This window comes from Kitasatospora dryopteridis, assembly GCF_050749075.1.
Taxonomy (GTDB): Bacteria; Actinomycetota; Actinomycetes; order Streptomycetales; family Streptomycetaceae; genus Kitasatospora.
Map to the genome: position 1 here is coordinate 5,049,377 of NZ_CP192749.1, position 24,747 is coordinate 5,074,123.

The following is a 24,747-nucleotide window of genomic DNA, read 5'->3' on the forward strand; positions in this document are numbered from 1 at the left end:
CCTGGTACGTCCCCTGCCTGCTGCACACACACACACACACACACACACACACACACACACACACACACACACACACACACACACACACACACACACACACACACACACACACACACACACACACACACACACACACACACACACACACACACACACACACACACACACACACACACACACACACACACACACACACACACACACACACACACACACACACACACACACACACACACACACACACACACACACACACACACACACACACACACACACACACACACACACACACACACACACACACACACACACACACACACACACACACACACACACACACACACACACACACACACACACACACACACACACACACACACACACACACACACACACACACACACACACACACACACACACACACACACACACACACACACACACACACACACACACACACACACACACACACACACACACACACACACACACACACACACACACACACACACACACACACACACACACACACACACACACACACACACACACACACACACACACACACACACACACACACACACACACACACACACACACACACACACACACACACACACACACACACACACACACACACACACACACACACACACACACACACACACACACACACACACACACACACACACACACACACACACACACACACACACACACACACACACACACACACACACACACACACACACACACACACACACACACACACACACACACACACACACACACACACACACACACACACACACACACACACACACACACACACACACACACACACACACACACACACACACACACACACACACACACACACACACACACACACACACACACACACACACACACACACACACACACACACACACACACACACACACACACACACACACACACACACACACACACACACACACACACACACACACACACACACACACACACACACACACACACACACTCACCGCGGTCCTGCTCGTCCCCGCCGTCCTGCTGCTCCCCGCCTGGGCCGCGGTCCTCTGCGGTGCCGCCGAGGTCTTCGCCCTCACCCTCCTCGTCAAGCACCGCACCCGTCACCCCCGCCCGGCCTGACCCGGCACCGCAGGCGTCCGCCCCGCCCGCCGGAGCCGCGACCCGTGGCGGCGTACCGCCGCGCCATGTGGATGGGTGTGACGACCCTCCTGCTGCTGCTCGGGGCCGCGCAGGCGGCGGTCGGGCTGCGCAGACGCCGGTGGCTCGAGGCCGCGGCCGCGGCCGCGCTCCTCGGCCTCTACCTGCTCATCGGGAGCGGCGTCGCCCGGCACGGCGACCCGCTGTTCTTCACGGGCTCGGCCATGGCCCCCGCGGGCCTGGTCCTGGAGTCCGTGGCACCGCGGAGAGGACGGCGCACCCCTGCCGGCCCCGCGGCCGGCGAACCGGCCTGACGGCCCGCCCCGGAAACGACGAAGGCCCGGCCTGGCGGTGTGATCCGCTGGGCTGGGCCTTTGCTGCACTTGCTGTGAAGTGCCCCCGGTAGGATTCGAACCTACGCACCCGCCTCCGGAGGGCGGGAGGTGCTCACCCTGCGTGACCTGCGCAGTCGCAGCCTCGGCCGCGACCAGCGAACCAGACCGCTGATTACCCCGGCTGACCGTGGCGTACCGCTCGATCTGGCACGCCTGTGGCATGGGCGACTATGCGCCCAGGTTCTTGGCGATCACACCGTAGACGGCCCCGGTCGCTAAAGCTTGTTCCAGAAGCCTGTGGGCGGGCATCTCTCGTGGATGGGCGGGGTGCTGCGGGTTGAGCCGTTGTGGGTGGAGACGTTCACGGGGCTGCGGGTGCGACAGTTCGAGGGCCTGGTGCGGGTGGTGCGGGAACGCGGGGCAACGGTCCGGGCGGGGGCCGGCCATGGTGCCTGCCACTGGCCGATCGGGTGCTGCTGGTGGCGGTCTATTACTGGACCAACCTCACCATGCGGCAGCTTGCGCCGCTGTTCGGGATCTCGACAGCGACGGTGTGCCGGGTGGTCCAGCGCCTCGGTCCGCTGCCGGCTCTGGAGCCCGCGCCGCGGCCGCAGCCGGGTGTGGAGCGGCTGTGGATCGTGGACGGCACCCTGATCCCGGTGCGCGACCGCAGCGTGGGGGCGTCCAGCCGCTGACGGTGCGCTGTCGGGTGGCCGGGTTCAGTGGCCAGCGCTCATGCCGCCGTCGACGTGGAGGATCGCGCCGGTCACGAACGGCGCGTTCTCCAGGTAGACGACCGCGTCGACGATGTCGCTGACCTCGCCGAGTCGGCCTGTGGGCTGCAGGCCGGCCAGGAAGTCCTCGGGCTCCCCGGCGTGCATCGGGGTGCGGGTGGTGCCGGGGGAGACGGCGTTCACCCGGATGCCGCGGGTGGCGTACTCGATGGCGAGGGATTTGGTCGCGGACTGCAGACCGCCCTTGGTGAGTGAGAGGAGCACGGAAGGGACCCTGGTGTCGGCGTTGTCGACCAGGCTGGTGGTGAGGTTGACGATGTGGCCGCCGCCCTGACCGAGCATCTGGCCGACGGCCAGTTGGGTGATCCGGAAGAACCCGTACAGGTTCACGCCGGTCATGGCCGCGTAGTCCTCGGCCGTGTAGTCGGTGAAGGGCTTGGGGATGAAGATGCCCGCGTTGTTGACGAGGGTGTCGATCCGGCCGAACCGTTCGATGCCGGCGGAGATGACGCGCTCGGCGGTGGCCGGGTCGGCGATGTCGCCGGGTACGGTCAGGATACCGGCGTCTTCGGTCGGGGCGATCGACCGCGAGGTGGCGACGACGGCGTAGTCGAGCTTGGCGTAGGCCGCGACGAGGCCGGCGCCGATGCCCTGCGAGGCGCCAGTGATGACGGCGACCTTCCGTCCCTGAATGCTCATTTCAAACCTTCCGGAGTGTAGCCAAGCACTCGGCTCGGCGGCGGGTGGGATCTCTCGACCTCTGCTCTGGCCGCCGGTTGATGAATCGAAAGTAGGCAGGCGGGTGCCGGGCGGGCAACCGCTCACCGGCCATCTGCCGGAACCGGCTTCCTCCAGGTGAAAGACAGGGCCTAGCCCGCTGAAGGCGGGGTCCAGTCCATTCCGTCCTTCTCCAGCGATGTCAGGATCCACTCACGGCCTGCCGGTCCCGCAGTCTTCCAGGTCCAGTCCATGGGCCGCCGCTTGTCCCGCCGATGCCACCAGCGACGCCTCTGGGAATGGCCTGTCGGCATGTTGTGGCACAGGTCAGCCAGCCACGCGATACATGCAACGAAGTCGTCGTCTGGCCACGTAGCCAACGGTTGCTGCGGCGTGCCATCGCCCGGATCTCGATCATTGCCAAGCCGCGAAGGTGCGCACCTGCTGCCCAGTCATCGATCTTGGGCTTGCGTTCCACAGCGTCTCCCCCAGCCCCGGCGGGGTTCTGGGCTTTGCCCTCTTCTGCCGTCAGCCGTCGGCGCGGCCGGGGCGCCGCCGGAGCGGGGCGAAGACAGGAGCGTCGGCGAGCGGCCAGGGCCGCGCGCTGGCACGCTGTGCGCGCCTTGATGAAGTAGCGAAACTCGTAACAACTCCCCACCCCTTCCCGCTGACTGCTCGTCGGGGCTGGGGCGGACGGTTACGCGTCGAAGTCATACTCCAGCACGTATGAGGCCGCGTCGAGGGTCATCTCGTTGACCTCGACCGCCTGGCCCTCCTCGGCGAATGCCGTGCGGCAGACCAGGATGACCGGGGTGCCGGCGCCGAGTCCGAGCCTCGCTGTCTCGTCCGCGGTGGGCATCCGGGAGCGAATCTCCTCGCGGAAGTGCACCGGCTTGGCGCCGATCTCGGCCAGCCAGGCGTACGTTCCACCGGGGCCGGTGTCCTCCTCGGTGATGCGCGTCCCGGAGACCAACTGCGCGGGCAGGTACGAGGTGGAGAGCAGGACCGGCTTGCCGTCCAGCACGAAGCGGCGGCTGCGGACGCAGGTGGCCTCGCCGGGCTCGACCCCGAGGACCGGGGCCACGTGTTCGGGCGCGCCCTCCTCGGTGACGGCGACCTGGTCGACCACCAGTGTGCGGTTCTCGATGTCGGCGGACCAGATCGAGCGGCCCGACCCCCACTGCTCCTGGGCCAGGCGTTGGATGCCGCGTCGGCGGAGGGGCTTGAAGTCCCGGACGAAGACGCCGGCACCCTTGCGGGCCTCGGCGATGCCCTCGCTCTGCAGAACGCCGAGTGCCTGGCGGGCCGTCATGCGGGCCACGCCGTAGGTCTCCATCAGGTCGTTCTCGCCCGGCAGCCGATCGCCGGGCCGGAGTGCTGGCGGTGGCCGCATGACCACCAAGACCGTCACCGCTGACCACACGGTTGTCCTGGTGCTGGCCGAGCCCTCGGCCACCGAGACGGGCCGCTGCCCGGAGTGCTTCGGTTGGGGCTTCACCTGGCTCTGCCACCAGGACGCCGAACCGACCCCCGGCCCCGACTGCCACCCCTGCCGCGGGACGGGGACCGCGTGGTGACCCACCGGCCCACCGCCGAGGCGTACCGGCTCGCGGTCGCGGACCTGGCCCGCCTCACCGCCCGCGGGGACCTGCCCAAGCTCCAGGACCAGATCCGCCGCACCGGCGGCTGCGCGAACCCGATCCACCTGCAGGGCTTCCGCACCCTCACGCACGCCCCGACCGGCGCGGTGTGGCACCGGTACTCGACGCAGCACGAGCCCGGCCACCGCCTCAAGGTCGCGTGCGGGAACCGGCGGGCCTCCCGCTGCCCGTCCTGCGCCCGCACCTACTCCGCCGACACCTTCCACCTGATCCGGGCCGGCCTCGCCGGAGACGACACCAAGGGCGTGCCGGTCGCGGTCCGCTCTCACCCGCGGGTGTTCGCCACCCTCACCGCCCCCGGCTTCGGCCCGGTCCACAACCGGCCCGAGCGGGGCACCTGCCGGTGCGGGATTGCCCACCCCGAGGGCTCACCCGTCCTCGGTACCCCGCTGGATGCGGACCGCTACGACTACGCGCACGCCGTGCTATGGAACAACCACGCCCCCGACCTGTGGCGCCGCTTCACCATCTACCTGTTCCGGACCATGGCCAAGATGGCCGGCCTCTACCAGTACGAGTTCAAGGAACAGGCCAAGCTGTCCTTCGGCAAGGTTGCCGTGTACCAGCGCCGCGGCGCCGTCCACTTCCACGCCGTCATCCGCATCGACGGGCCCACCGGACCAGGATCCCCGCCCCCGGACTGGGCCACCGTGGCGCTCCTGGACGCCGCCATCCGCGCCGCCGCCCGCCGGGCCTGCGTCCCGCTCGCCGCCTCCGGCCACCTCCGGAGCCGCCTTCTCCAGTGGGGCCAGCAGGTCGACGTCCGGCCGATCGGCGCCTTCGGCTCCGGCGAGATCTCCGAACAGGCCGTCGCCTCCTATGTCGCCAAGTACGCCACCAAGTCGGCGGAGGCCACCCAGACCGTGGACCGCCGCATCGTGGAGCGCCACGAACTCGACCGGCACGACCTGCCCGAGCACACCCGCCGCCTGATCGAAGCGTGCTGGGACTTCGATCCGCTCTACCCGGAACGCCTGCTCGCGCACTGGTCGCACATGCTCGGCTTCCGCGGCCACTTCTCCAGCGAGAGCCCGACCTACTCGACCACCTCGGCGCGCTTCGCCAGGTCCGCGCCGACTACCGCGCCACCGAGGCCCGCACCGCCCTGCGCGAACGGCTCCTGGCCGCCGGCCTACCCGACCTCGACGACCTGGCCGATGCCGAGACCCTCGTCCTCGCGCACTGGAGCTTCGCCGGGGCGGGCAACTCGCCCGGGGAGTCCATGCTCGCCGCCGCCGTCGCCCGCGAGCTGCACGCACGCCGCACCACCGACCGCCAGGAACTCATGACCCAACTCGCCAATGAGGAGGAAGACAGCACATGGACCGCCTGCTGACCGTGGAGGAGGTTGCCAAGCTGCTCGGCACCTGGGAGACCAGCAAGGAGCGCTTCCCGCGCCGCCTGATCGCCGAACGCCGGATCGCCTTCGTGAAGGTCGGACGCCACGTCCGCATCAGGGAGAGCGTCCTCGCCGACTTCATCGAGTCGAACACCGTCCGGGCCGTGCCCCGGCCGCGCCGCCTGCGGGTGGTGGCCTGATGGCGAACACGAAGGGCAACCGCCGCCGCTTCGGCTCGGTCCGCCGGCTCCCCTCCGGCCGCTGGCAGGCCCCCTATCGGCACCTGGTGACCGGCCAGCTCCGCTCGGCCGAGCAGACCTACCCGACGAAGACGGACGCCGAGCTGGCCCTGACGCTGATCGAAGCCGACATGGCGCGCTGCCAGCTGAAAGACCCGGACGCCGGGCAGGTGAACTTCGGCGACTACGCGGACACCTGGCTGCGGGAACGGGGTCTCGCCGATCGGACCCTGGAGCGGTACGAGGGCGTCCTCCGCCTCTACATCAAGCCGACCTTCGGGGCCGGGACGGTCGCAGCCATCACGACGGCCGGTGTCCGGTCGTGGCGCTCCGCGATGCTCGAAGCCGAGGTGGGCGCCGCGACCGTCGCCAAGTCGTACCCGGGTACTGCGGGCGATCCTGAACACGGCCGCAGATGAGGACGGCCTGATCGAGCGGAACCCGTGTCGGATCAAGGGCGCGGACAAGGAGGTCTCCGCCGAGCGGCCGGTGCTCACCATCGCAGAGGTCTACGCGATCGCCGACTCGATCGAGCCGCGCTACCGGGCACTCGTGCTGATGGCGGCCTTCTCCGCGCTCCGGTTCGGGGAGTTCGCCGCACTCCGCCGGCGGGATGTGGACCTGGACAAGGGCATCGTCCGGGTCCGGCGGGCTCAGGCCGAGCTCCAGACCGGCCAGCTCAAGGTCAAGCGGCCCAAGAGCGACGCGGGCGTGCGGCCGGTGGCCTTTCATGCCTCGATCGTGGCGGAGCTGGCGGAGCACCTGCGCTGGTTCGGAGAGGACGGGGCTGCCGGGCGGGTCTTCGTCGGCCCTCGGGGCGGCCTGCTGCGGCGGAGCAATTTCCACAGCGTGTGGACAGCTGCGCTGGCCGACTCCGAGGTGGACTGGAGCCGGGCCCTCGGCGAGACCGAGGCGGACAGCATCCGCTTCCACGACCTCCGGCACACCGGCAACAACCTGGCGGCCGACACCGGGGCGAGCACCCGGGAGCTGATGCACCGCATGGGGCACTCGACCATGGACGCGGCCCTGCGCTACCAGCACATGCGGGGCGAGCGGGACCTCCTGATCGCCCGCGGGATGGACTCCGCGATCAAGAAGGCCCGGGGGAGGGGCCGCCGGCGGGTTCCCGAGCCGAGAGAGCCGGACGCATCTGGCACGTGAGTGGCACGGGCGGAATCCCGCCCCGGAAACGACGAAGGCCCGGCCTTGCGGAGTGATCCGCTGGGCTGGGCCTTTGTTGCACTTACACAGAAGTGCCCCCGGTAGGATTCGAACCTACGCACCCGCCTCCGGAGGGCGGTGCTCTATCCCCTGAGCTACGGGGGCCTTTCGGCCGTCGCGACTTGCTGCGACGTGGAGAACACTACCAGGCCCGGACGGCGATCCGTGCACGGGTTTCGGAGCCGCCGCGGCCGTGCCCGGAGGGCGGAACTCGGCAAAGGCCGGACGGGAGGGTGGGCGCGCGGCTACCCTCGGTGATGTGCCGGGAACGTCCGGGCGGGTCCTCGTGGTGGACGACAGCGAGGTGATCCGCCAGCTGATCAGAGTGAACCTGGAGCTCGAGGGCTTCGAGGTGGTCACCGCCGCCGACGGCGCCGAATGCCTGGAGGTCGTCCGCCGGGTGCGCCCCGACGTGGTGACGCTGGACGTGGTGATGCCGCGGCTCGACGGCCTCCGCACCGCGGCCCGGCTCCGTGCCGCCCCGGAGACCAGGGCCCTGCCGATCGCGATCGTGAGCGCCTGCACGCCGGCCGACCTCGACAGGGGGGAGTCGGTGGGGGTGGACGGCTACCTCGCCAAGCCCTTCGACCCCGCCGATCTGGTGGCCCTGGTGCGCCGGCTGATGCTGCCCGGCCCGCCCGCCGAGGAGGAGGGCGGGGGCCGCCCGCCCGGGTTCGCCTTCGGGGGCGGCGACCGCCCGGTGGTATTCCGCTCTGGGCGAACAGAACGGGCTTGACCGTCCCGCTCCCTGGTGCAACGCGTCTCAACGGGTAAACCGAGTGGCGGACGGCCACCCCGTCTCGCCTACGCTTGGCGTCGTGACACCCGCAGAGCTTTCCCAGGCAGTCCAGGCCGCAGTGAGCGCCGCCGTCGAGGCGGGCGAGCTGGCCGTCGCCGTGCCCGAGCACGTGACGGTCGAGCGGCCCAAGAACAGGGACCACGGCGACTACGCCACCAACGTGGCCCTCCAGCTCGCGAAGCCGGCCGGTATGCCGCCGCGAGCCGTTGCGGAACTGCTGGCCGCCCGCCTGCGAGAGACCACCGGCGTCGCGAAGGTCGACATCGCCGGTCCGGGTTTCCTGAACATCACCCTCGACGCCGCCTCCCAGGGCGAGCTCGCCCGCACCATCGTGGAGGCCGGCCCGGCGTACGGCCGGAACGAGGCGCTCAAGGGCCTGAAGATCAACCTGGAGTTCGTCTCGGCGAACCCGACCGGCCCGATCCACATCGGCGGCGTCCGCTGGGCGGCCGTCGGCGACTCCCTGGCCCGGATCCTGCGCGCGACCGGCGCGGACGTGACCACCGAGTACTACCTCAACGACGCCGGCGTGCAGATCTCCAAGTTCGCCGCCTCGCTGCAGGCCGCCGCGAACGGCCGCCCGGTGCCGGCCGACGGCTACGTCGGCGAGTACATCGTCGACATCGCCAAGGCGATCACCGACGGCGTGCCCGGCGTGCTCGACCTGCCCGAGGACGAGCAGCTGAAGGTCTTCCGCGCCGAGGGCCTCGCGCTCATGGTCGCCGAGATCAAGCGGTCGATGGAGGAGTTCGGCACGCACTTCGACGTGTGGTTCTCCGAGAAGTCGCTGCACGACTCGGGCGCCGTCGGCCAGGCCATCGACCGGCTGCGCGAGCAGGGCCACGTCTTCGACCAGGACGGCGCCATCTGGTTGCGCACCACGGACTTCGGCGACGACAAGGACCGCGTCCTGATCAAGGCCGACGGCGAGACCACCTACTTCGCCGCCGACGCCGCCTACTACCTGAGCAAGCGGGACCGCGGTGCCGAGGTCTCCGTCTACATGCTGGGCGCCGACCACCACGGCTACGTCAACCGCCTCAAGGCCATCGCGGCCTGCGCGGGCGACGACAAGGACCGCAACATCGAGGTGAAGATCGGCCAGTTCGTGAAGATGCTTCGCGACGGCCAGGAGGTCCGCATGTCCAAGCGGGCCGGCAACATCATCACCATCGACGACGTGGTGGACTGGATCGGCGTGGACGCGGCCCGCTACACCCTGGCGCGGTCCTCCACGGACTCCACGATCACGCTCGACATCAACGTGCTGACCAGCCAGACGGCCGAGAACCCGGTCTACTACATCCAGTACGCGCACACCCGGATGTGCGGTGTCGCCCGCAAGGCCGACTCCATGGGCATCACCAAGGGCTCGGCCGAGGACTTCAAACCGGAGCTCCTCACGACCGAGTGGGAGTCCGACCTGCTCGGCGCCCTCGCGGACTTCCCGCGGGTGCTCGCCAAGGCCGGCGAGCTCCGCGAGCCGCACCACGTCGCCCGGTACCTGGAGGACGACGTGGCCCGCAAGTACCACCGGTTCTACGACCACTGCCAGATCCTGCCCAAGGGCGACGAGGAGGTCACGGACCTCACGCGCGCCCGGCTCTGGCTGGCCGACGCCGCCCGAACGGTGGTGGCCAACGGCCTGACGCTGCTCGGCGTATCCGCCCCCGAGCGGATGTAAGCACGACCCCCATGCGCACAGCGGGGGCGGCGGACGGTCGACGGAGACCGTTCGCCGCCCCTCGTCATAAGCCAAGGAAGTAGCCACAGATGAGCCGCTCCGCCCACCCCGCAGGCCCCCGCCACGGCGACGTGCTGCCCGAGGGCCACTACCAGGCCCCGCCGGCCGACCTGAACGCGCTCGACCCCAAGGTCTGGTCGAAGACCGTCGCTCGCGCCGAGGACGGCACCGTCACCGTCGGCGGCCTCGACGTGAAGGCGCTGGCGGCGGAGTTCGGCACCCCGGCGTACGTCATGGACGAGGCGGACTTCCGGGCCCGCGCCCGCGCCTGGCGGGACGCCTTCGGGACCGACGCGGACGTCTACTACGCCGGAAAGGCCTTCCTCTCCAAGGCGGTCGTCCGCTGGCTGCACGAGGAGGGCCTGAACCTCGACGTGTGCAGCGGCGGCGAGCTGGCCGTCGCGCTGGCCGCGGGCATGCCGGGGGAGCGCCTCGCGCTGCACGGCAACAACAAGTCGGTGCACGAGCTGGAGCAGGCGGTGAAGGCCGGGGTCGGCCACGTCGTCGTCGACTCCTACGAGGAGATCGAGCGGCTCGCGGCGGTCGCCGAGCGGCAGGGCGTCCGGCAGCCGGTGCTGATCCGGATCACGGTGGGCGTCGAGGCGCACACCCACGAGTTCATCGCCACAGCGCACGAGGACCAGAAGTTCGGCCTGTCGCTGAACGGCGGCGCCGCCGCGGAGGCGGTGCGCCGGGTGCTGGCCCACCCGGAGAGCCTGGAGCTGCGCGGCATCCACTCGCACATCGGCTCGCAGATCTTCGACACCGCCGGCTTCGAGGTCGCGGCCCGCCGGGTGGTCGGCCTGCTCGCGCAGATCCGCGACGAGCACGGCATCGAGCTGCCCGAGATCGACCTCGGCGGCGGCCTCGGCATCGCGTACACCAGCGAGGACGACCCGCGCGAGCCGGCCGAGATCGCCGCCGCACTGGCGGAGATCGTCCGCCGCGAGTGCGCCGCCGCACAGCTGAGCACCCCGCGGCTCTCCGTCGAGCCCGGCCGCGCGATCGTCGGCCCGACCGCGTTCACCCTGTACGAGGTGGGCACCGTCAAGCCGCTGGAGGGCCTGCGCACCTACGTCAGCGTGGACGGCGGCATGTCCGACAACATCCGCACCGCGCTGTACGACGCCGAGTACTCCGTGGCGCTGGTCTCGCGCAGCAGCGACGCCGAGCCGATGCTGGTCCGCGTGGTGGGCAAGCACTGCGAGTCCGGCGACATCGTGGTCCGGGACGCCTTCCTGCCGGCCGACCTGGCCCCCGGCGACCTGATCGCGGTGCCGGCCACCGGCGCGTACTGCCGGTCGATGGCCAGCAACTACAACCACGCACTCAAGCCTCCCGTGGTCGCCGTCGTCGACGGCGCGGCCCGGGTGATCGTCAGGCGCGAGACGGAGGAGGATCTCCTGCGCCTCGATATCGGCTGACGAAATTCTTGTCTCAGATCATGGACCGGCCGTAGATCTGTGCGGAAAGTCCCGGAGACTGGTAGAGACCGAATACCGTCGGGCAAGGGGAATTGCCCGACGGAGACCGAGAATGCAGAGCGGAGTCGGATGATGCGTACGCGCCCGCTGAAGGTGGCGTTGCTGGGCTGTGGTGTGGTGGGCTCCGAGGTGGCGCGCATCATGACGACGACGGCCGACGACCTCGCCGCGCGGATCGGCGCACCGGTCGAACTCGCCGGGATCGCCGTGCGCCGGGCCGGGCCGCGCCCCGGAGTGCCCGAACACCTCATCACCACCGACGCGGAGGCCCTGGTCAACCGGGGCGACATCGACGTGGTGGTCGAGGTGGTCGGCGGCATCGAGCCGTCCAAACAGCACATCCTGTCCGCCTTCGCGAACGGCGCCTCGGTGGTCTCCGCCAACAAGGCGCTGCTCGCCCAGGACGGCGCCGAGCTGCACGAGAAGGCCGCCGCCGCGGGCGTCGACCTGTACTACGAGGCCGCCGTGGCCGGTGCGATCCCGCTGATCCGCCCGCTGCGCGAGTCGCTGGCCGGCGACAAGGTCAACCGGGTGCTGGGCATCGTCAACGGCACCACCAACTTCATCCTCGACAAGATGGACTCCACCGGCGCCGGGTACTCCGAGGCGCTGGAGGAGGCCACCGCGCTGGGCTACGCCGAGGCCGACCCCACCGCGGACGTCGAGGGCTTCGACGCCGCCGCGAAGGCCGCCATCCTGGCCGGGATCGCCTTCCACACCCGGGTCACCGCCGCCGAGGTGTACCGCGAGGGCATCACCGAGGTGACCGCCGCGGACATCGCCTCCGCCAAGCAGATGGGCTGCGTGGTCAAGCTGCTGGCGATCTGTGAGCGCGCCGCCGACGGCGAGTCGGTGACCGCCCGCGTCCACCCCGCGATGATCCCGCTGACCCACCCGCTGGCCTCCGTCCGCGAGGCGTACAACGCGGTGTTCGTGGAGTCCGAGGCGGCCGGCCGGCTGATGTTCTACGGCCCGGGCGCCGGCGGTTCGCCGACCGCCTCCGCCGTCCTCGGCGACCTGGTCGCGGTCTGCCGCAACAAGCTGGCCGGTGCCACCGGTCCGGGCGACTCGGTGTACACCAAGCTGCCGGCCAAGCCGATGGACGAGGTCGTCACCCGCTACCACGTCAGCCTGGACGTCGACGACCGCGCGGGCGTGCTGGCCCAGGTCGCGTCCGTCTTCGCCGAGCACGGCGTCTCCATCGACACCGTGCGCCAGCAGGGCCGCGACGGCGACGCCTCGCTCGTCGTGGTCACCCACCGCGCCACCGACGCCGCGCTGTCGGCGACGGTCGACAAGCTCCGCGCGCTGGACAGCGTGCGCGACGTGGCCAGCATCATGCGGGTCGAAGGGGAGTAACCGATCATGAACGCGATCGCCGAGAGCAGAGCGAGCGGCGCCCGTACCCACCAGTGGCGCGGCCTCATCGAGGAGTACCGCGACCGGCTTCCGGTCACCGACGCCACCCCGGTGGTGACCCTGCTGGAGGGTGGCACGCCGCTCGTCCCGGCCCGGGTGCTGTCCGAGCGCACCGGCTGCGACGTCTACCTCAAGGTCGAGGGCGCCAACCCCACCGGGTCCTTCAAGGACCGCGGCATGACGATGGCCATCTCCAAGGCGAAGGAGGAGGGTGCCCAGGCGGTCATCTGCGCCTCCACCGGCAACACCTCGGCCTCCGCCGCCGCCTACGCGGTGCGGGCCGGCATGGTGCCGGCCGTCCTGGTGCCGCAGGGCAAGATCGCGCTCGGCAAGATGGGCCAGGCCATCATCCACGGCGCCCAGATCCTGCAGGTGGACGGCAACTTCGACGACTGCCTCACGCTCGCCCGCGAGCTGTCCGAGAAGTACCCGGTGGCGCTGGTCAATTCGGTGAACCCGGTGCGGATCGAGGGTCAGAAGACCGCCGCCTTCGAGATCGTCGACATGCTCGGTGACGCCCCCGACATCCACGTCCTGCCGGTCGGCAACGCGGGCAACATCACCGCGTACTGGAAGGGGTACCGGGAGTACGCCGCGGACGGCCTGGCCACCCGCACCCCGCGCATGTGGGGCTTCCAGGCGGCCGGTTCGGCCCCGATCGTGGACGGCGCCCCCGTCCGCTCCCCGCAGACCATCGCCACCGCGATCCGGATCGGCAACCCCGCCTCGTGGGAGTTCGCCATCGCCGCGCGGGACGAGTCGGGCGGCCTCATCGACAAGGTGACCGACCGTCAGATCCTGTCCGCATACCGGCTGTTGGCCTCGCGTGAGGGCGTCTTCGTGGAGCCCTCCTCGGCCTCCGGCGTGGCCGGCCTGCTGGCCAAGGCCGAGGCCGGGCTGGTCGACCCGGGCCAGCGGATCGTCTGCACCGTCACCGGCAACGGCCTCAAGGACCCGGACTGGGCCGTGGCCGGCGCCCCGCAGCGCCCCGAGATCGTCCCGGTCGACGCCGAGTCCGCCGCGCGGCGCCTCGGACTGCTCGACTGACGGCGGCTCAGCCGACGCGCACCGCGGGCCGACCCTTTCGGGGGTCGGCCCGCGGCCGTCCCGCCATGACACTTACGTGTTGATTCAGCGCTGATTTCCCGGCTGATTTCCGTACGGTTTCCGGCCACGAACGGCAACACGGCAGATCGGTGCCGAGCAGGGTGTACCGCTGTGGAACCTGTCTTCGATAGGCTGGTTCCGTCGGGAGGCGCATGATGCGCGAATTCCCGCACCGCCGGGTCTCTGGAGTCCAGGGCCCCGCCGTCGTACCACCGCTGGCCCCATCCGTCGGGCAGCCCTCATTCCCCAGGAGAGTCCACCGCATGGCCGGTCCTGCGTTCCGTGCCGCCGCCGTCCGGGTCCGGGTCCCCGCGACCAGCGCCAACCTCGGCCCCGGCTTCGACGCCTTCGGACTCGCCCTGGGTCTCTACGACGACATCGTCGTCCGGGTCGCCGACTCCGGGCTCTCGGTGGACATCGCCGGCGAGGGCTCCGACAGCCTGCCCCGCGACGAGCGCCACCTGGTCGTCCGCTCCATGCGGGCCGCCTTCGACCGCCTCGGCGGCCAGCCGCGCGGCCTCGAGGTCGTCTGCGCCAACCGGATACCGCACGGCCGCGGCCTCGGAAGCTCCTCGGCCGCCATCTGCGCCGGGATCGTCGCCGCCCGCGCGGTCACCATCGGCGGGGCCTCCGCCCTGGACGACGACGCCCTGCTCGCCCTCGCCTCCGAACTGGAGGGCCACCCGGACAACGTCGCGGCCTGCCTGCGCGGCAACTTCACGGTGGCCTGGACGGCCGAGGACGGCGCCCGCACCATCGTGCTCGACCCGTCCGACCAGGTCGTCCCGCTGGTCTTCGTGCCCGCCACCGAGGTGCTCACCGAGACCGCCCGCGGCCTGCTGCCCAAGACCGTCCCGCTGGCCGACGCGGCCGTCAACGCCGGCCGCGCCGCGCTGCTCGTCGAGGCCCTCACCCGCCGTCCCGAGCTGCTGCTCACGGCCACCGAGGACCGCCTGCACCAGGACTACCGCGCCTCCGCGATGCCCGACAGCGCCGCCCTGGTGGCCGTGCTGCGTGCGCAGGGCGTCCCCGCCGTGATCTCCGGTGCGGGCCCCACCGTGCTGGCGCTCGCCGACGAGGCGTCCGCCGACAAGGTGCTCGGCCTCGCCGGGCCCGAGTTCGCCGCCCACCGGCTGGAGTTGGACCGTACCGGTGCGTGTGTACTGCCGCTCGACGTGTGAGCCGGAGCAGCACGCGGCCACAACCGCGGGAACGGACACGATTGACAAGAACAGGGCTGGGGAATGTGTCAGGGGGTCTGTAGTGTTAACCTCATTGCTGCACCAGACGTCCTCCGGGGCTCGGTGCGCCACGTCCCGATCCCGCCCCTTCAGGTTGGCAGTGTCCGCACCTGCAGGGTCCGGAAGGACGGGACCACGATTTTCCGGGAGCCCACCACAGCGCGTACGCAGCCTGCATGCGCGACTGCGGCGCATCCCGAAGCCGTGACGGCACCTGACTCCCACCCGCGGCCTCCCCACTGAGGCACGGGCGGGCGGAGCCCGAGGTACCGCCACGCGACGGGGGCCCGGGAACCAAACAGGCAGCGAGGCCGGCACGAGACCGGCCCACCGCGCCACTTCGCACCACAGTGCACCGCACTTCGCATCGCTTCTCCCGATCGGCTCGTCCTTTCGGGGGGACAACCGCCTCGGACCAGCGTGATTCGGCGTTGGTCAGGACAGCACAACCGGTCGCCGAGCCAGACAGGCCGACGTCCGCTCCAGGGAAGGACCCTTAGTGAGCGACACCACCGATCTGATGGGCGCGCGCCCGGACGCAGATGCGTCGGACGCAGCCGCCGCCCCCGCGGCCCCGGCCAGGCGCCGTCGCAGCGCCGCCGCAGGCCTCGACGGCCTGGTCCTGGCCGAGCTCCAGAAGCTCGCCACGGGCCTCGGAATCAGCGGTACCGGACGCATGCGCAAGAGCCAGCTCATCGAGGCGATCAAGGAGAAGAGCGGCGGGGACCCGCTGCTCGCCGGCGGCACCGCGCCCGCCCCGGCCGCCAAGCGCACCGCTGCCAAGACCGCCGCCAAGGCCGAGGAGGCGCCCGCCGCCGCCCCCGCCGAGGAGAAGCCGGCCCGCCGCACCCGCGCCACCGCCGCCGCTGCGGCTGCGGCCGCGGAGCAGCCGCAGGCCCAGATCGAGATCCCGGTCCAGGCCGCCGCGGAGGCCGCCCCGGCCCGTGCCGAGCGCACCCGCCGCCGCGCCACCTCCGCCGCCGGCGCCCCCACCGCCGAGGCCGCGGAGCCCGCCGGCACCGTCGTCGCCGAGGCCAAGGCCGAGGCCAGGACGGCCGAGCCCCGCACCGCCGAGGGCGAGGGCCGCACCGCCGAGCGCCGCGACCGCCGTGACCGGCGCGACCGCCGCGAGGTCGGCGAGCGCACCGAGGCCGCCGAGGCGCAGGACGGCGAGTCCCGCGAGTCCCGCCGCGACCGCCGCAACCGCCGCGACCGCGACCGGGCCGAGCGCCAGGGCGGCCAGCAGCAGGCCGGCACCCAGCAGGACAGCCAGGCCGGCCGGCAGGGCCAGCCCGCCGGGCAGCAGCAGGCCGGCGGCTACGACGACGACGAGTTCGGCGACGGCCGGCGCGGCCGCCGCGGCCGCTACCGCGACCGCCGGGGCCGCGGCCGCCGCGAGGGCTTCGAGGGCGGCGGCACCGCCGAGCCGCAGATCGGCGAGGACGACGTCCTCATCCCGGTCGCGGGCATCCTCGACATCCTCGACAACTACGCGTTCGTCCGGACCTCCGGCTACCTGCCGGGCCAGAACGACGTCTACGTCTCGCTCGCCCAGGTGCGCAAGCACGGCCTGCGCAAGGGCGACGCCATCACCGGTGCGGTGCGCCAGCCCCGCGACGGCGAGCGCCGCGAGAAGTTCAACGCGATGGTCCGCCTCGACTCGGTCAACGGCATGGACCCGGACGGTGCCCGCAACCGCCCCGAGTTCGGCAAGCTGACCCCGCTGTACCCGCAGGAGCGGCTGCGCCTGGAGACCGACCCGGGCGTGCTGACGACCCGGATCATCGACCTGGTGTCGCCCATCGGCAAGGGCCAGCGCGGTCTGATCGTCGCCCCGCCGAAGACCGGCAAGACGATGATCATGCAGGCGATCGCCAACGCGATCACCCACAACAACCCCGAGTGCCACCTGATGGTCGTCCTGGTCGACGAGCGTCCGGAAGAGGTCACCGACATGCAGCGGTCGGTGAAGGGCGAGGTCATCTCCTCGACCTTCGACCGCCCGGCCGAGGACCACACCACCGTCGCCGAGCTCGCCATCGAGCGGGCCAAGCGCCTGGTGGAGCTGGGCCACGACGTGGTGATCCTGCTGGACTCCATCACCCGCCTGGGCCGTGCCTACAACCTGGCGGCGCCCGCCTCCGGCCGCATCCTGTCCGGCGGTGTCGACTCGACCGCGCTCTACCCGCCGAAGAAGTTCTTCGGCGCCGCGCGCAACATCGAGAACGGCGGCTCGCTGACCATCCTCGCCACCGCCCTGGTGGAGACCGGCTCCCGCGCCGACGAGGTGGTCTTCGAGGAGTTCAAGGGCACCGGCAACATGGAGCTCAAGCTCGACCGCAAGCTCTCCGACAAGCGGATCTTCCCGGCGGTGGACGTCGACGCGTCCTCCACCCGCAAGGAGGAGATCCTGCTCGGCAACGAGGAGCTGGCGATCGTCTGGAAGCTCCGCCGGGTGCTGCACGCGCTCGACTCGCAGCAGGCCATCGAGCTGCTCCTGGACAAGATGAAGCAGACCAAGAGCAACGCCGAGTTCCTGATGCAGATCGCCAAGACCACTCCCGGTTCCGGCGACTGATCCGGCCCCGCGCCGCAGGGCGAGGCCCCGCACCGCATCCGCGGTGGGGGCCTCGCCCTTTTTTCTGCGCCGGTGCTGCCCGCCGACCCCTGACGGGTCGCCCACGACCTTTGAAGACGCACCCCGGGTCCGGCCGTCCCCGGATCGCCCGCCGATCGGCGGACCCCCGATTCCCTTATGCTCGAAAAGCCCCGTTCGAGCAGAAAGGGGAGGGGATGTCCGACCAGCGCAAACCCCGCAGCAGGCGTCGCCGCGTGCTGCACATCGCGGTCTTCACCGCCGTCGGGCTGCTCCTGGCGGGTGCGGGTGCCGCCGGCTACGCCTACTGGAAGCTGAACGGCAACATCCGCAGCGTCGACATCGACACCCAGCTCGGCCCCGGGCGTCCGCCCGCCTCCGTCGGCGGCGCCTTCAACATCCTCGTGCTCGGCTCGGACTCCCGGGCCGGCGCCAACGGCTCGCTGGCGGGCGGCGCCGTCGGCGACACCGCCCGCTCGGACACCGCGATGGTGGTCCACGTCAACCGCGAGCACACCGCCGCCTCGGTGATCAGCATCCCGCGCGACACCCTGGTCGCCCGCCCCGCCTGCACCGGCCCGGACGGCAGGTCCACCCCGGCCCTGCGCAGCGCCATGTTCAACTCCGCGTACGAGGTCGGCGGGCCCGCCTGCGCGGTGAAGACCACCGAGCAGCTCACCGGGCTGCGGATGGACCACTTCGTCGAGGTGGACTTCGCGGGCTTCGCGAGCCTGATCGACGCGATCGGCGGGGTGGACGTCACCACCACCGTCGACATCTCCGACCGCGACAGCGGTCTGTACCTGGCGGCCGGCGACCACCACCTGAGCGGCGCGCAGGCGCTGGCCTTCGTCCGAACCCGGCACGGCGTCGGCAACGGCAGCGACCTCGGCCGGATCGAGCTGCAGCAGCAGATGGTTAAGTCGATCATGAAGCAGGTCGGTGCGCTGGGGCTCACCTCCAACCCGGCCCACCTGTGGTCGATCGCCGACAAGCTCACCCGCTCGATGACCACGGACTCCGACCTCGCCTCGGTCAGCGCCCTGGTCGGCCTGGCCAACACCCTCAAGGGCATCGGGCCGGAGCAGATGACGATGGTGACGCTGCCCGTGGTCTCCGCCCCCGCGGACCCGAACCGGGTCGTGCCGCGTTCGCCGCAGGCCACGCAGCTGTGGGCGGCCCTGCAGGCCGACGGTTCGGTGCCGCAGTCGGTGGTCAGCATCCAGCCCTCCAACCCGGCCGACAGCACGCCCAGCCCCTCGGCCGGCGCCGCGGCCCGCACCCCGGGCGCCACCGCGAGCCGCACCCCGGCCGGTGTCGCCGGCCGGGAATAGCCGGGGCCGCCTCCCGGTTTGGGAAGACACGGCCGGTGCTGGCACACTGGTCCGTCGGTCCCGGTTCACGCGCGGCTGCCTGCCGCCGACCCGGTGCCCTCCCGAAACCTAGGAGAGACCCTTGAAGGCCAACGTTCACCCCGAGTACGTCGTGACCAAGGTGACCTGCACCTGCGGTAACGAGTTCACCACCCGCTCGACCGAGACCAGCGGCGAGATCCGCGCCGAGGTCTGCTCGGCGTGCCACCCGTTCTACACCGGTAAGCAGAAGATCATGGACACCGGTGGCCGCGTGGCCCGCTTCGAGGCTCGCTTCGGCAAGAAGCACAGCGGCGGCAAGGCCTAGCGCTTCCACGGCGCCGGTCTCGGCGTCCCCGCGCATCCGCGGGGGCGTCGGGCCGGCGCCGTTCGCATCTCCCCGGTCCGCGCCGCCGCTCGGCGGCCGGACCACCCCTCTCGCCCCACCGGTACCCACGGGAAGTAGGCCCACCCCATGTTCGAGGCAGTCGAAGAGCTCCTCGTCGAGCACGCCGACCTCGAGACGAGGCTGGCCGATCCGTCCGTCCACGCCGACCAGGCGAACGCCCGCAAGCTGGCCAAGCGCTACGCGGAGCTGACCCCCATCACCCGCACCTACCGCGCCTGGAAGCAGACCGGCGAGGACATCGAGGCCGCCCGCGAGCTCGCCGCGGAGGACCCCGAGTTCCTCGCCGAGGCGAAGGCCGCCGAGGCCCGCCGCGAGGAGCTCACCGAGGAGCTGCGGCTGCTGCTCGTCCCGCGGGACCCGAGCGACGACAAGGACGTCATCCTGGAGATCAAGGCGGGCGAGGGCGGCGAGGAGTCCGCGCTCTTCGCCGGCGACCTGCTCCGGATGTACCTGCGCTTCGCCGAGCGGATCGGCTGGAAGACCGAGGTCATCGACTCCAACGAGTCCGACCTCGGCGGCTACAAGGACGTCTCCGTCGCCGTGAAGACCAGGGGCGGTACCGAGCCCGGCCAGGGCGTCTGGGCCCGGCTGAAGTACGAGGGCGGTGTGCACCGCGTGCAGCGCGTGCCGGCCACCGAGTCGCAGGGCCGCATCCACACCTCCGCCGCGGGCGTGCTGGTCACCCCCGAGGCCGAGGAGGTCGAGGTCGAGATCCACGCCAACGACCTGCGGATCGACGTCTACCGCTCGTCCGGCCCCGGCGGCCAGTCCGTGAACACCACCGACTCGGCCGTCCGGATCACCCACCTGCCGACCGGTATCGTGGCCTCCTGCCAGAACGAGAAGAGCCAGCTGCAGAACAAGGAGCAGGCGATGCGCATCCTGCGCTCGCGCCTGCTGGCGGCGGCCCAGGAGGAGGCCGAGCGGGAGGCCTCCGACGCCCGCCGCAGCCAGGTCCGCACCGTGGACCGCTCCGAGCGCATCCGCACCTACAACTTCCCGGAGAACCGCATCTCCGACCACCGCACCGGCTTCAAGTCCTACAACCTGGACCAGGTGCTGGACGGCGACCTGGCCGCGGTGATCCAGTCCTGCGTGGACGCCGATGCAGCGGCCAAGCTGGCAGCCGCCCAGGAGAACTGAGTACCGAGCCCGTCGTCCGAGAAGTCAGAGGTGTGATCGGATGAACCTGCTGCTCGCCGAGGTGGCGCAGGCCACCCAGCGGTTGGCCGCGGCCGGTGTGCCGTCGCCGCGCTTCGACGCCGAGGAACTCGCGGCGCACATCCACGGCGTCAAGCGCAGCCAGCTGCACACCGTGCCGGACGCCGACTTCGACGCCCGGTACTGGGAGGCCGTCTCCCGTCGCGAGGCCCGTGAGCCGCTCCAGCACATCACCGGACGGGCGTTCTTCCGCTACCTGGAGCTCGAGGTCGGCCCCGGCGTCTTCGTGCCCAGGCCGGAGACCGAGACGGTCGTCGAGTGGGCCATAAACGCCGTCCGCGACATGGACGTCGCCGAGCCGCTGGTCGTCGACCTGTGCACCGGCTCGGGCGCCATCGCGCTCGCCCTCGCCCAGGAGCTGCCGCGCTCCACCGTGCACGCCTTCGAGCTGGACGAGGGCGCGCTCGCCTACACCCGCCGCAACGTGGCCGCCAGCCCCGACCGCGCCCGGGTCGTCCTGCACGAGGGCGACGCCACCCGCGCCTTCGAGGGCGAGCACGCCTGGGACGGCCGCTTCGACCTGGTCATCAGCAACCCGCCCTACATCCCGCTCACCGAGTGGGAGTACGTGGCGCCCGAGGCCCGCGACCACGACCCGCAGATGTCGCTGTTCTCCGGCGAGGACGGCCTCCACGCCATCCGCGGCATCGAGCGGGTCGCCGCCCGGCTGCTGCGCCCCGGCGGCGCGGTCGTCGTGGAGCACGCCGACACCCAGGGCGGCCAGGTGCCGTGGATCTTCAACGAGGACGGCGGCTGGACGGACGCCGCCGACCACCGCGACCTCAACAACCGTCCGCGCTTCACGACCGCCCGCCGGGCGTCGCTGTGAAGCAGGCCGACCCGGTGCACCGCGGCCCGAACGGCGCCGCGGGGCCGGCCGGCCAGTGATCTCGTGACTTCGTGACTTCGCCGTGAACTTCGGAAGGGGACCGCACCGATGAGCCGCCGCTACGACTGTGCCGATACCGGGGACCGCGCCACCGGGCTGCGCGAGGCCGCCTCGGCGATCCGCCGCGGCGAGCTGGTCGTGATGCCGACCGACACCCTGTACGGCATCGGCGCCGACGCCTTCTCCCCGGAGGCGGTGGGTGCCCTGCTGGACGCCAAGGGACGCGGCCGCAACATGCCCTCCCCGGTCCTCGTCGGCTCCCCGACCACCCTGCACGGCCTGGTCACCGACTTCTCCGAGCAGGCCTGGGAGCTCGTCGACGCCTTCTGGCCGGGCGGGCTGACCCTGGTCGCCCGGCACCAGCCCTCGCTGCGCTGGGACCTCGGCGAGACCCGCGGCACCGTCGCCGTGCGGATGCCGCTGCACCCGGTCGCCCTGGAGCTGCTGAACACCACCGGACCGCTCGCCGTCTCCAGCGCCAACAAGACCGGCGGCCCCTCGCCCGCGACCTGCGACGAGGCGCAGGGCCAGCTCGGCGACGCCGTCTCGGTCTACCTGGACGGCGGCCGCGCGGACCACGCCACGGCCTCCACCATCGTCGACGTCACCGGCAAGACCCCCGTCGTGCTGCGGGCGGGCGCGATCAGCGTCGAGCAGCTGAGGGAGGTCGTCCCGGACCTGGAGGCCGGCAGTTGACCGCTGCGTCGCTGTACGCCGCGGGCCCCGGCCCGGCCCGGTTCGCGGCCGCCCCGTACCGGGCGGCCGTGCCGCGTCCGGCCGACACCTTCCGCATCCTCTTCGTCTGCACCGGGAACGTGTGCCGCTCGCCGATCGCCGAGCGGCTCACCCGGCACGAGCTGGACGCCAGGCTCGGCGCCGCCTCCCGCCGCTTCGTGGTGGAGAGCGCCGGCACCTGGGGCCACGAGGGCGCCCCGATGGAGGCGCACGCCGCCACCGTGCTCGGCGAGTACGGCGTGGACAGCGCCGGCTTCGCCGGCCGCGAGCTGCTGGACGAGCACGTGATCGACGCCGACCTGGTGCTCACCGCGACCCTCGACCACCGCGCCCAGGTGATCTCCATGGGCCACGCGGCGGGCCTGCGCACCTTCACGCTCAAGGAGTTCACCCGGCTGGTGCGCCGGATCGACCCCGGCACCCTGCCCGACCCGCGCGGCGGCGTGCAGCTGCCCGAGCGGGCCCGCGCCCTGGTGCGGGCCGCCGCCGCGCTGCGCGGCTGGCTGCTGGCGTCCTCGCCGGAGTCGGACGAGGTGGACGACCCGTACGGTGCGCCGATCGGCATGTTCCGCAACTGCGGCGAGGAGATATTCGACGCCCTCGACCCCGTGGTGACCGCCCTGACCGGGGTGCACGGACGCCTCTGAGCGGCGTCCTGCGGGGCGTACGGGGACGGGGTGGGCGTGTGCGGCGTCCGCGGGCCCTGTGGGGCGTGCGGCGGCCGTGGGGGATTGTGGGGGATAGGGTGGAGAAACCGTGCATGCCGGGTGCTCGCAGAGTGCAGCATCCCTGACGGCGGCACGCCGCCGCGCGCGGACGGGCCGCCCAGACGGCCCCGACCTACGCTGGAGGGATCTGACCGCCGCTTCCGGGAGCTGCGCCATGTCCGTCACCCCCACCGTGCACGGCCCGACCGAGACCGACGCTCCCCCCGCCGGCGGGCGGCACTGGGAGGCCTCGGAGGCGCTCCGCAGGGCCGATCCGCTGCTGGCCGACCTGCTGTCCGCCGAGGCCGAGCGGCGGGCGGAGAGCCTCCAGCTGCTGGCGGGCGAGAACGTCACCAGCCCGGCCGTGCTGGCCGCACTCGGCGGGCCGCTGATCGACAAGTACGCCGAGGGCTACCCGGGCCGCCGCCACCACACCGGCTGCGCGCTGGCCGACACCGCGGAGCTGCTCGCGGTCGACCGGGCCCGCCAGCTGTTCGCCGCCCCGCACGCCAACGTCCAGCCCAGGTCGGCGACTTCGGCGATGCTCGCGGCCTACGCGGCGCTGCTGCGGCCCGGCGACACGGTGCTCGCGATGTCGCTGGAGCACGGCGGCCACCTCAGCTGCGGTTCGCGGTCCAACTTCTCCGGCCGGTGGTTCGAGTTCGTCGGCTACGGCGTGCGCGAGGAGGACGGCCGGATCGACATGGAGCAGGTCCGCGACCTCGCCCGCCGGCACCGCCCCAAGGCGATCATCGCCGGCGGCATCTCCTACCCGCGGCACGTCGACTGGGAGGGCTTCCGCACGGTCGCCGACGACGTCGACGCCTACCTGATCGCCTCGGCCGCGCAGATCACCGGGCTGGTCGCGGCGGGCCTGGCGCCCTCCCCGGTGCCGTACGCGGACGTCACCGTCGCCGCCACCCACAAGCTGCTGCGCGGGCCGCGCGGCGGCATGCTGCTGTGCACGGTGGAGCTCGCCGACCGGGTGGACCGCGCGGTCTTCCCGTTCACCCAGGGCGGGGCCGCCATGAACGAGGTGGCCGGCAAGGCGGTGGCGCTCGCCGAGGCCTCCGGCGAGGGCTTCGCGGCGTACGTGCGGCGGGCCGTCGACGGCGCCCGGGCCCTTGCCGGGGCGCTGGCCGAGCACGGTGTGCGGCCGATGACCGGCGGCACCGACACCCATCTGGTCACCGCCGACGTCAGCCCGCTCGGTGTGAGCGGCATCGAGGCCGAGCGGCGCTGTGCGGCGGCCGGGCTGATGCTCGGCAAGTGCGCGCTGCCGTTCGACCCCGCACCGGCCGCCGAGGCCTCCGGCATCCGGCTGGGCACCGGCGCCGCGGCCGCCCAGGGCATGGGGCCGGCCGAGCTCGCCGAGGTCGGGGGGCTGATCGGCGACCTGCTGCGGAGCGGGCCGCAGCCCCGGATCTCCGAGCGGGTGCGCGCGCTGGCCAGGGAGTTCGCGGGCCGCCGCTGAGCCGCACAGGGAGCCGGCGGGCCGTGGAGGAGAACCGCGGTGCACACACTTCTCGTCCGACTCAATAAGGTGTGACCGTGGCGACGCACCTCGAACCCCGAACTCTCCCGGGAGTACGCTCCGTACTCATCCGTCGGACCGTGATGCA

At 71.5% G+C, this 24,747-nt stretch carries 20 protein-coding genes, 1 tRNA gene and 3 pseudogenes; 21 read left to right on the forward strand and 3 right to left on the reverse strand.

Annotated elements, in window-relative coordinates; genetic code table 11:
• Positions 1–1,199 precede the first annotated feature (1,199 nt).
• Both ACQ614_RS22975 and ACQ614_RS22980 read left to right on the forward strand, forming a co-directional pair.
• Complete coding sequence (locus ACQ614_RS22975; RefSeq protein ID WP_431684133.1) at positions 1,200–1,487, forward strand: hypothetical protein; 288 nt, start codon at positions 1,200–1,202, stop codon at positions 1,485–1,487.
• 339 nt (positions 1,488–1,826) lie between these two features.
• Positions 1,827–2,200, forward strand: a pseudogene (locus ACQ614_RS22980) (helix-turn-helix domain-containing protein); the annotation flags it as partial.
• A 27-nt stretch (positions 2,201–2,227) separates the two neighbouring features.
• Here ACQ614_RS22980 and ACQ614_RS22985 read toward each other — a convergent pair.
• Both ACQ614_RS22985 and ACQ614_RS22990 read right to left on the reverse strand, forming a co-directional pair.
• Positions 2,228–2,941 (reverse strand): SDR family NAD(P)-dependent oxidoreductase, encoded by a 714-nt coding sequence (locus ACQ614_RS22985; RefSeq protein ID WP_095878400.1) that lies wholly within the window; start codon positions 2,939–2,941, stop codon positions 2,228–2,230.
• 715 nt (positions 2,942–3,656) lie between these two features.
• Positions 3,657–4,328: pseudogene (locus ACQ614_RS22990) on the reverse strand (GntR family transcriptional regulator); the annotation flags it as partial.
• A 22-nt stretch (positions 4,329–4,350) separates the two neighbouring features.
• Here ACQ614_RS22990 and ACQ614_RS22995 point away from each other — a divergent pair.
• The 5 genes and pseudogenes from ACQ614_RS22995 (at position 4,351) to ACQ614_RS23015 (ending at position 7,362) form a co-directional block, all read left to right on the forward strand.
• Positions 4,351–4,536: a hypothetical protein gene (locus ACQ614_RS22995; RefSeq protein WP_431680513.1), complete on the forward strand. Its 186-nt coding sequence runs from the start codon at positions 4,351–4,353 to the stop codon at positions 4,534–4,536.
• Positions 4,533–5,956 (forward strand): annotated as a pseudogene (locus tag ACQ614_RS23000) (replication initiator). Before ACQ614_RS22995 ends, ACQ614_RS23000 begins: the two are co-directional and overlap by 4 nt.
• Complete coding sequence (locus tag ACQ614_RS23005) at positions 5,941–6,159, forward strand: helix-turn-helix domain-containing protein (protein WP_431680515.1); 219 nt, start codon at positions 5,941–5,943, stop codon at positions 6,157–6,159. The pseudogene ACQ614_RS23000 and the gene ACQ614_RS23005 overlap by 16 nt, the downstream one beginning before the upstream one ends.
• Complete coding sequence (locus tag ACQ614_RS23010; RefSeq protein ID WP_431680516.1) at positions 6,159–6,617, forward strand: hypothetical protein; 459 nt, start codon at positions 6,159–6,161, stop codon at positions 6,615–6,617. Before ACQ614_RS23005 ends, ACQ614_RS23010 begins: the two co-directional genes overlap by 1 nt.
• A 70-nt stretch (positions 6,618–6,687) precedes the next feature.
• A complete protein-coding gene (locus tag ACQ614_RS23015; protein ID WP_431680518.1) occupies positions 6,688–7,362 on the forward strand; it encodes a tyrosine-type recombinase/integrase in 675 nt (224 codons plus the stop codon).
• Between the two features lie 93 nt (positions 7,363–7,455).
• Here the strand turns inward: ACQ614_RS23015 and ACQ614_RS23020 are convergent.
• Positions 7,456–7,527: transfer RNA gene (locus ACQ614_RS23020), tRNA-Arg, on the reverse strand.
• A gap of 154 nt (positions 7,528–7,681) precedes the next feature.
• Between ACQ614_RS23020 and ACQ614_RS23025 the strand changes: the two genes are divergently transcribed.
• From ACQ614_RS23025 to glyA, 14 genes are all read left to right on the forward strand, one after another.
• Entirely contained in the window at positions 7,682–8,158 is a 477-nt protein-coding gene (locus tag ACQ614_RS23025) for a response regulator (RefSeq protein ID WP_431680520.1), read from the forward strand.
• An 82-nt stretch (positions 8,159–8,240) separates the two neighbouring features.
• A complete protein-coding gene (gene argS / locus ACQ614_RS23030; protein WP_431680522.1) occupies positions 8,241–9,905 on the forward strand; it encodes an arginine--tRNA ligase in 1,665 nt (554 codons plus the stop codon).
• Positions 9,906–9,994: 89 nt separating this feature from the next.
• Positions 9,995–11,389: a diaminopimelate decarboxylase gene (gene lysA / locus ACQ614_RS23035; RefSeq protein ID WP_431680524.1), complete on the forward strand. Its 1,395-nt coding sequence runs from the start codon at positions 9,995–9,997 to the stop codon at positions 11,387–11,389.
• A gap of 129 nt (positions 11,390–11,518) precedes the next feature.
• Positions 11,519–12,808 carry a homoserine dehydrogenase gene (locus tag ACQ614_RS23040; protein WP_431680526.1) on the forward strand — a complete coding sequence of 430 codons (1,290 nt, stop codon included), beginning with the start codon at positions 11,519–11,521 and terminating at the stop codon, positions 12,806–12,808.
• Positions 12,809–12,814: 6 nt separating this feature from the next.
• On the forward strand, positions 12,815–13,915 hold the full coding sequence (gene thrC, locus ACQ614_RS23045) for a threonine synthase (protein WP_431680528.1): 1,101 nt from the start codon (positions 12,815–12,817) through the stop codon (positions 13,913–13,915).
• A 323-nt stretch (positions 13,916–14,238) separates the two neighbouring features.
• Entirely contained in the window at positions 14,239–15,156 is a 918-nt protein-coding gene (thrB, locus tag ACQ614_RS23050; RefSeq protein ID WP_363495100.1) for a homoserine kinase, read from the forward strand.
• Positions 15,157–15,715: 559 nt separating this feature from the next.
• Complete coding sequence (gene rho, locus ACQ614_RS23055) at positions 15,716–17,794, forward strand: transcription termination factor Rho (RefSeq protein ID WP_431680530.1); 2,079 nt, start codon at positions 15,716–15,718, stop codon at positions 17,792–17,794.
• A gap of 215 nt (positions 17,795–18,009) precedes the next feature.
• Entirely contained in the window at positions 18,010–19,146 is a 1,137-nt protein-coding gene (locus tag ACQ614_RS23060; RefSeq protein WP_431680533.1) for an LCP family protein, read from the forward strand.
• Between the two features lie 121 nt (positions 19,147–19,267).
• Entirely contained in the window at positions 19,268–19,492 is a 225-nt protein-coding gene (rpmE, locus tag ACQ614_RS23065) for a 50S ribosomal protein L31 (RefSeq protein ID WP_263103648.1), read from the forward strand.
• A gap of 147 nt (positions 19,493–19,639) precedes the next feature.
• Positions 19,640–20,716 (forward strand): peptide chain release factor 1, encoded by a 1,077-nt coding sequence (gene prfA, locus ACQ614_RS23070; RefSeq protein WP_431680535.1) that lies wholly within the window; start codon positions 19,640–19,642, stop codon positions 20,714–20,716.
• Positions 20,717–20,756: 40 nt separating this feature from the next.
• Positions 20,757–21,623, forward strand: coding sequence for a peptide chain release factor N(5)-glutamine methyltransferase (gene prmC / locus ACQ614_RS23075; protein ID WP_363495107.1), 867 nt, complete (start codon positions 20,757–20,759; stop codon positions 21,621–21,623).
• Positions 21,624–21,731: 108 nt separating this feature from the next.
• Positions 21,732–22,379, forward strand: coding sequence for an L-threonylcarbamoyladenylate synthase (locus tag ACQ614_RS23080; RefSeq protein ID WP_363495109.1), 648 nt, complete (start codon positions 21,732–21,734; stop codon positions 22,377–22,379).
• 68 nt (positions 22,380–22,447) lie between these two features.
• Positions 22,448–23,065 (forward strand): protein-tyrosine-phosphatase, encoded by a 618-nt coding sequence (locus tag ACQ614_RS23085; RefSeq protein WP_363495229.1) that lies wholly within the window; start codon positions 22,448–22,450, stop codon positions 23,063–23,065.
• 235 nt (positions 23,066–23,300) lie between these two features.
• On the forward strand, positions 23,301–24,599 hold the full coding sequence (gene glyA / locus ACQ614_RS23090; protein WP_431680539.1) for a serine hydroxymethyltransferase: 1,299 nt from the start codon (positions 23,301–23,303) through the stop codon (positions 24,597–24,599).
• Positions 24,600–24,747 lie beyond the last annotated feature (148 nt).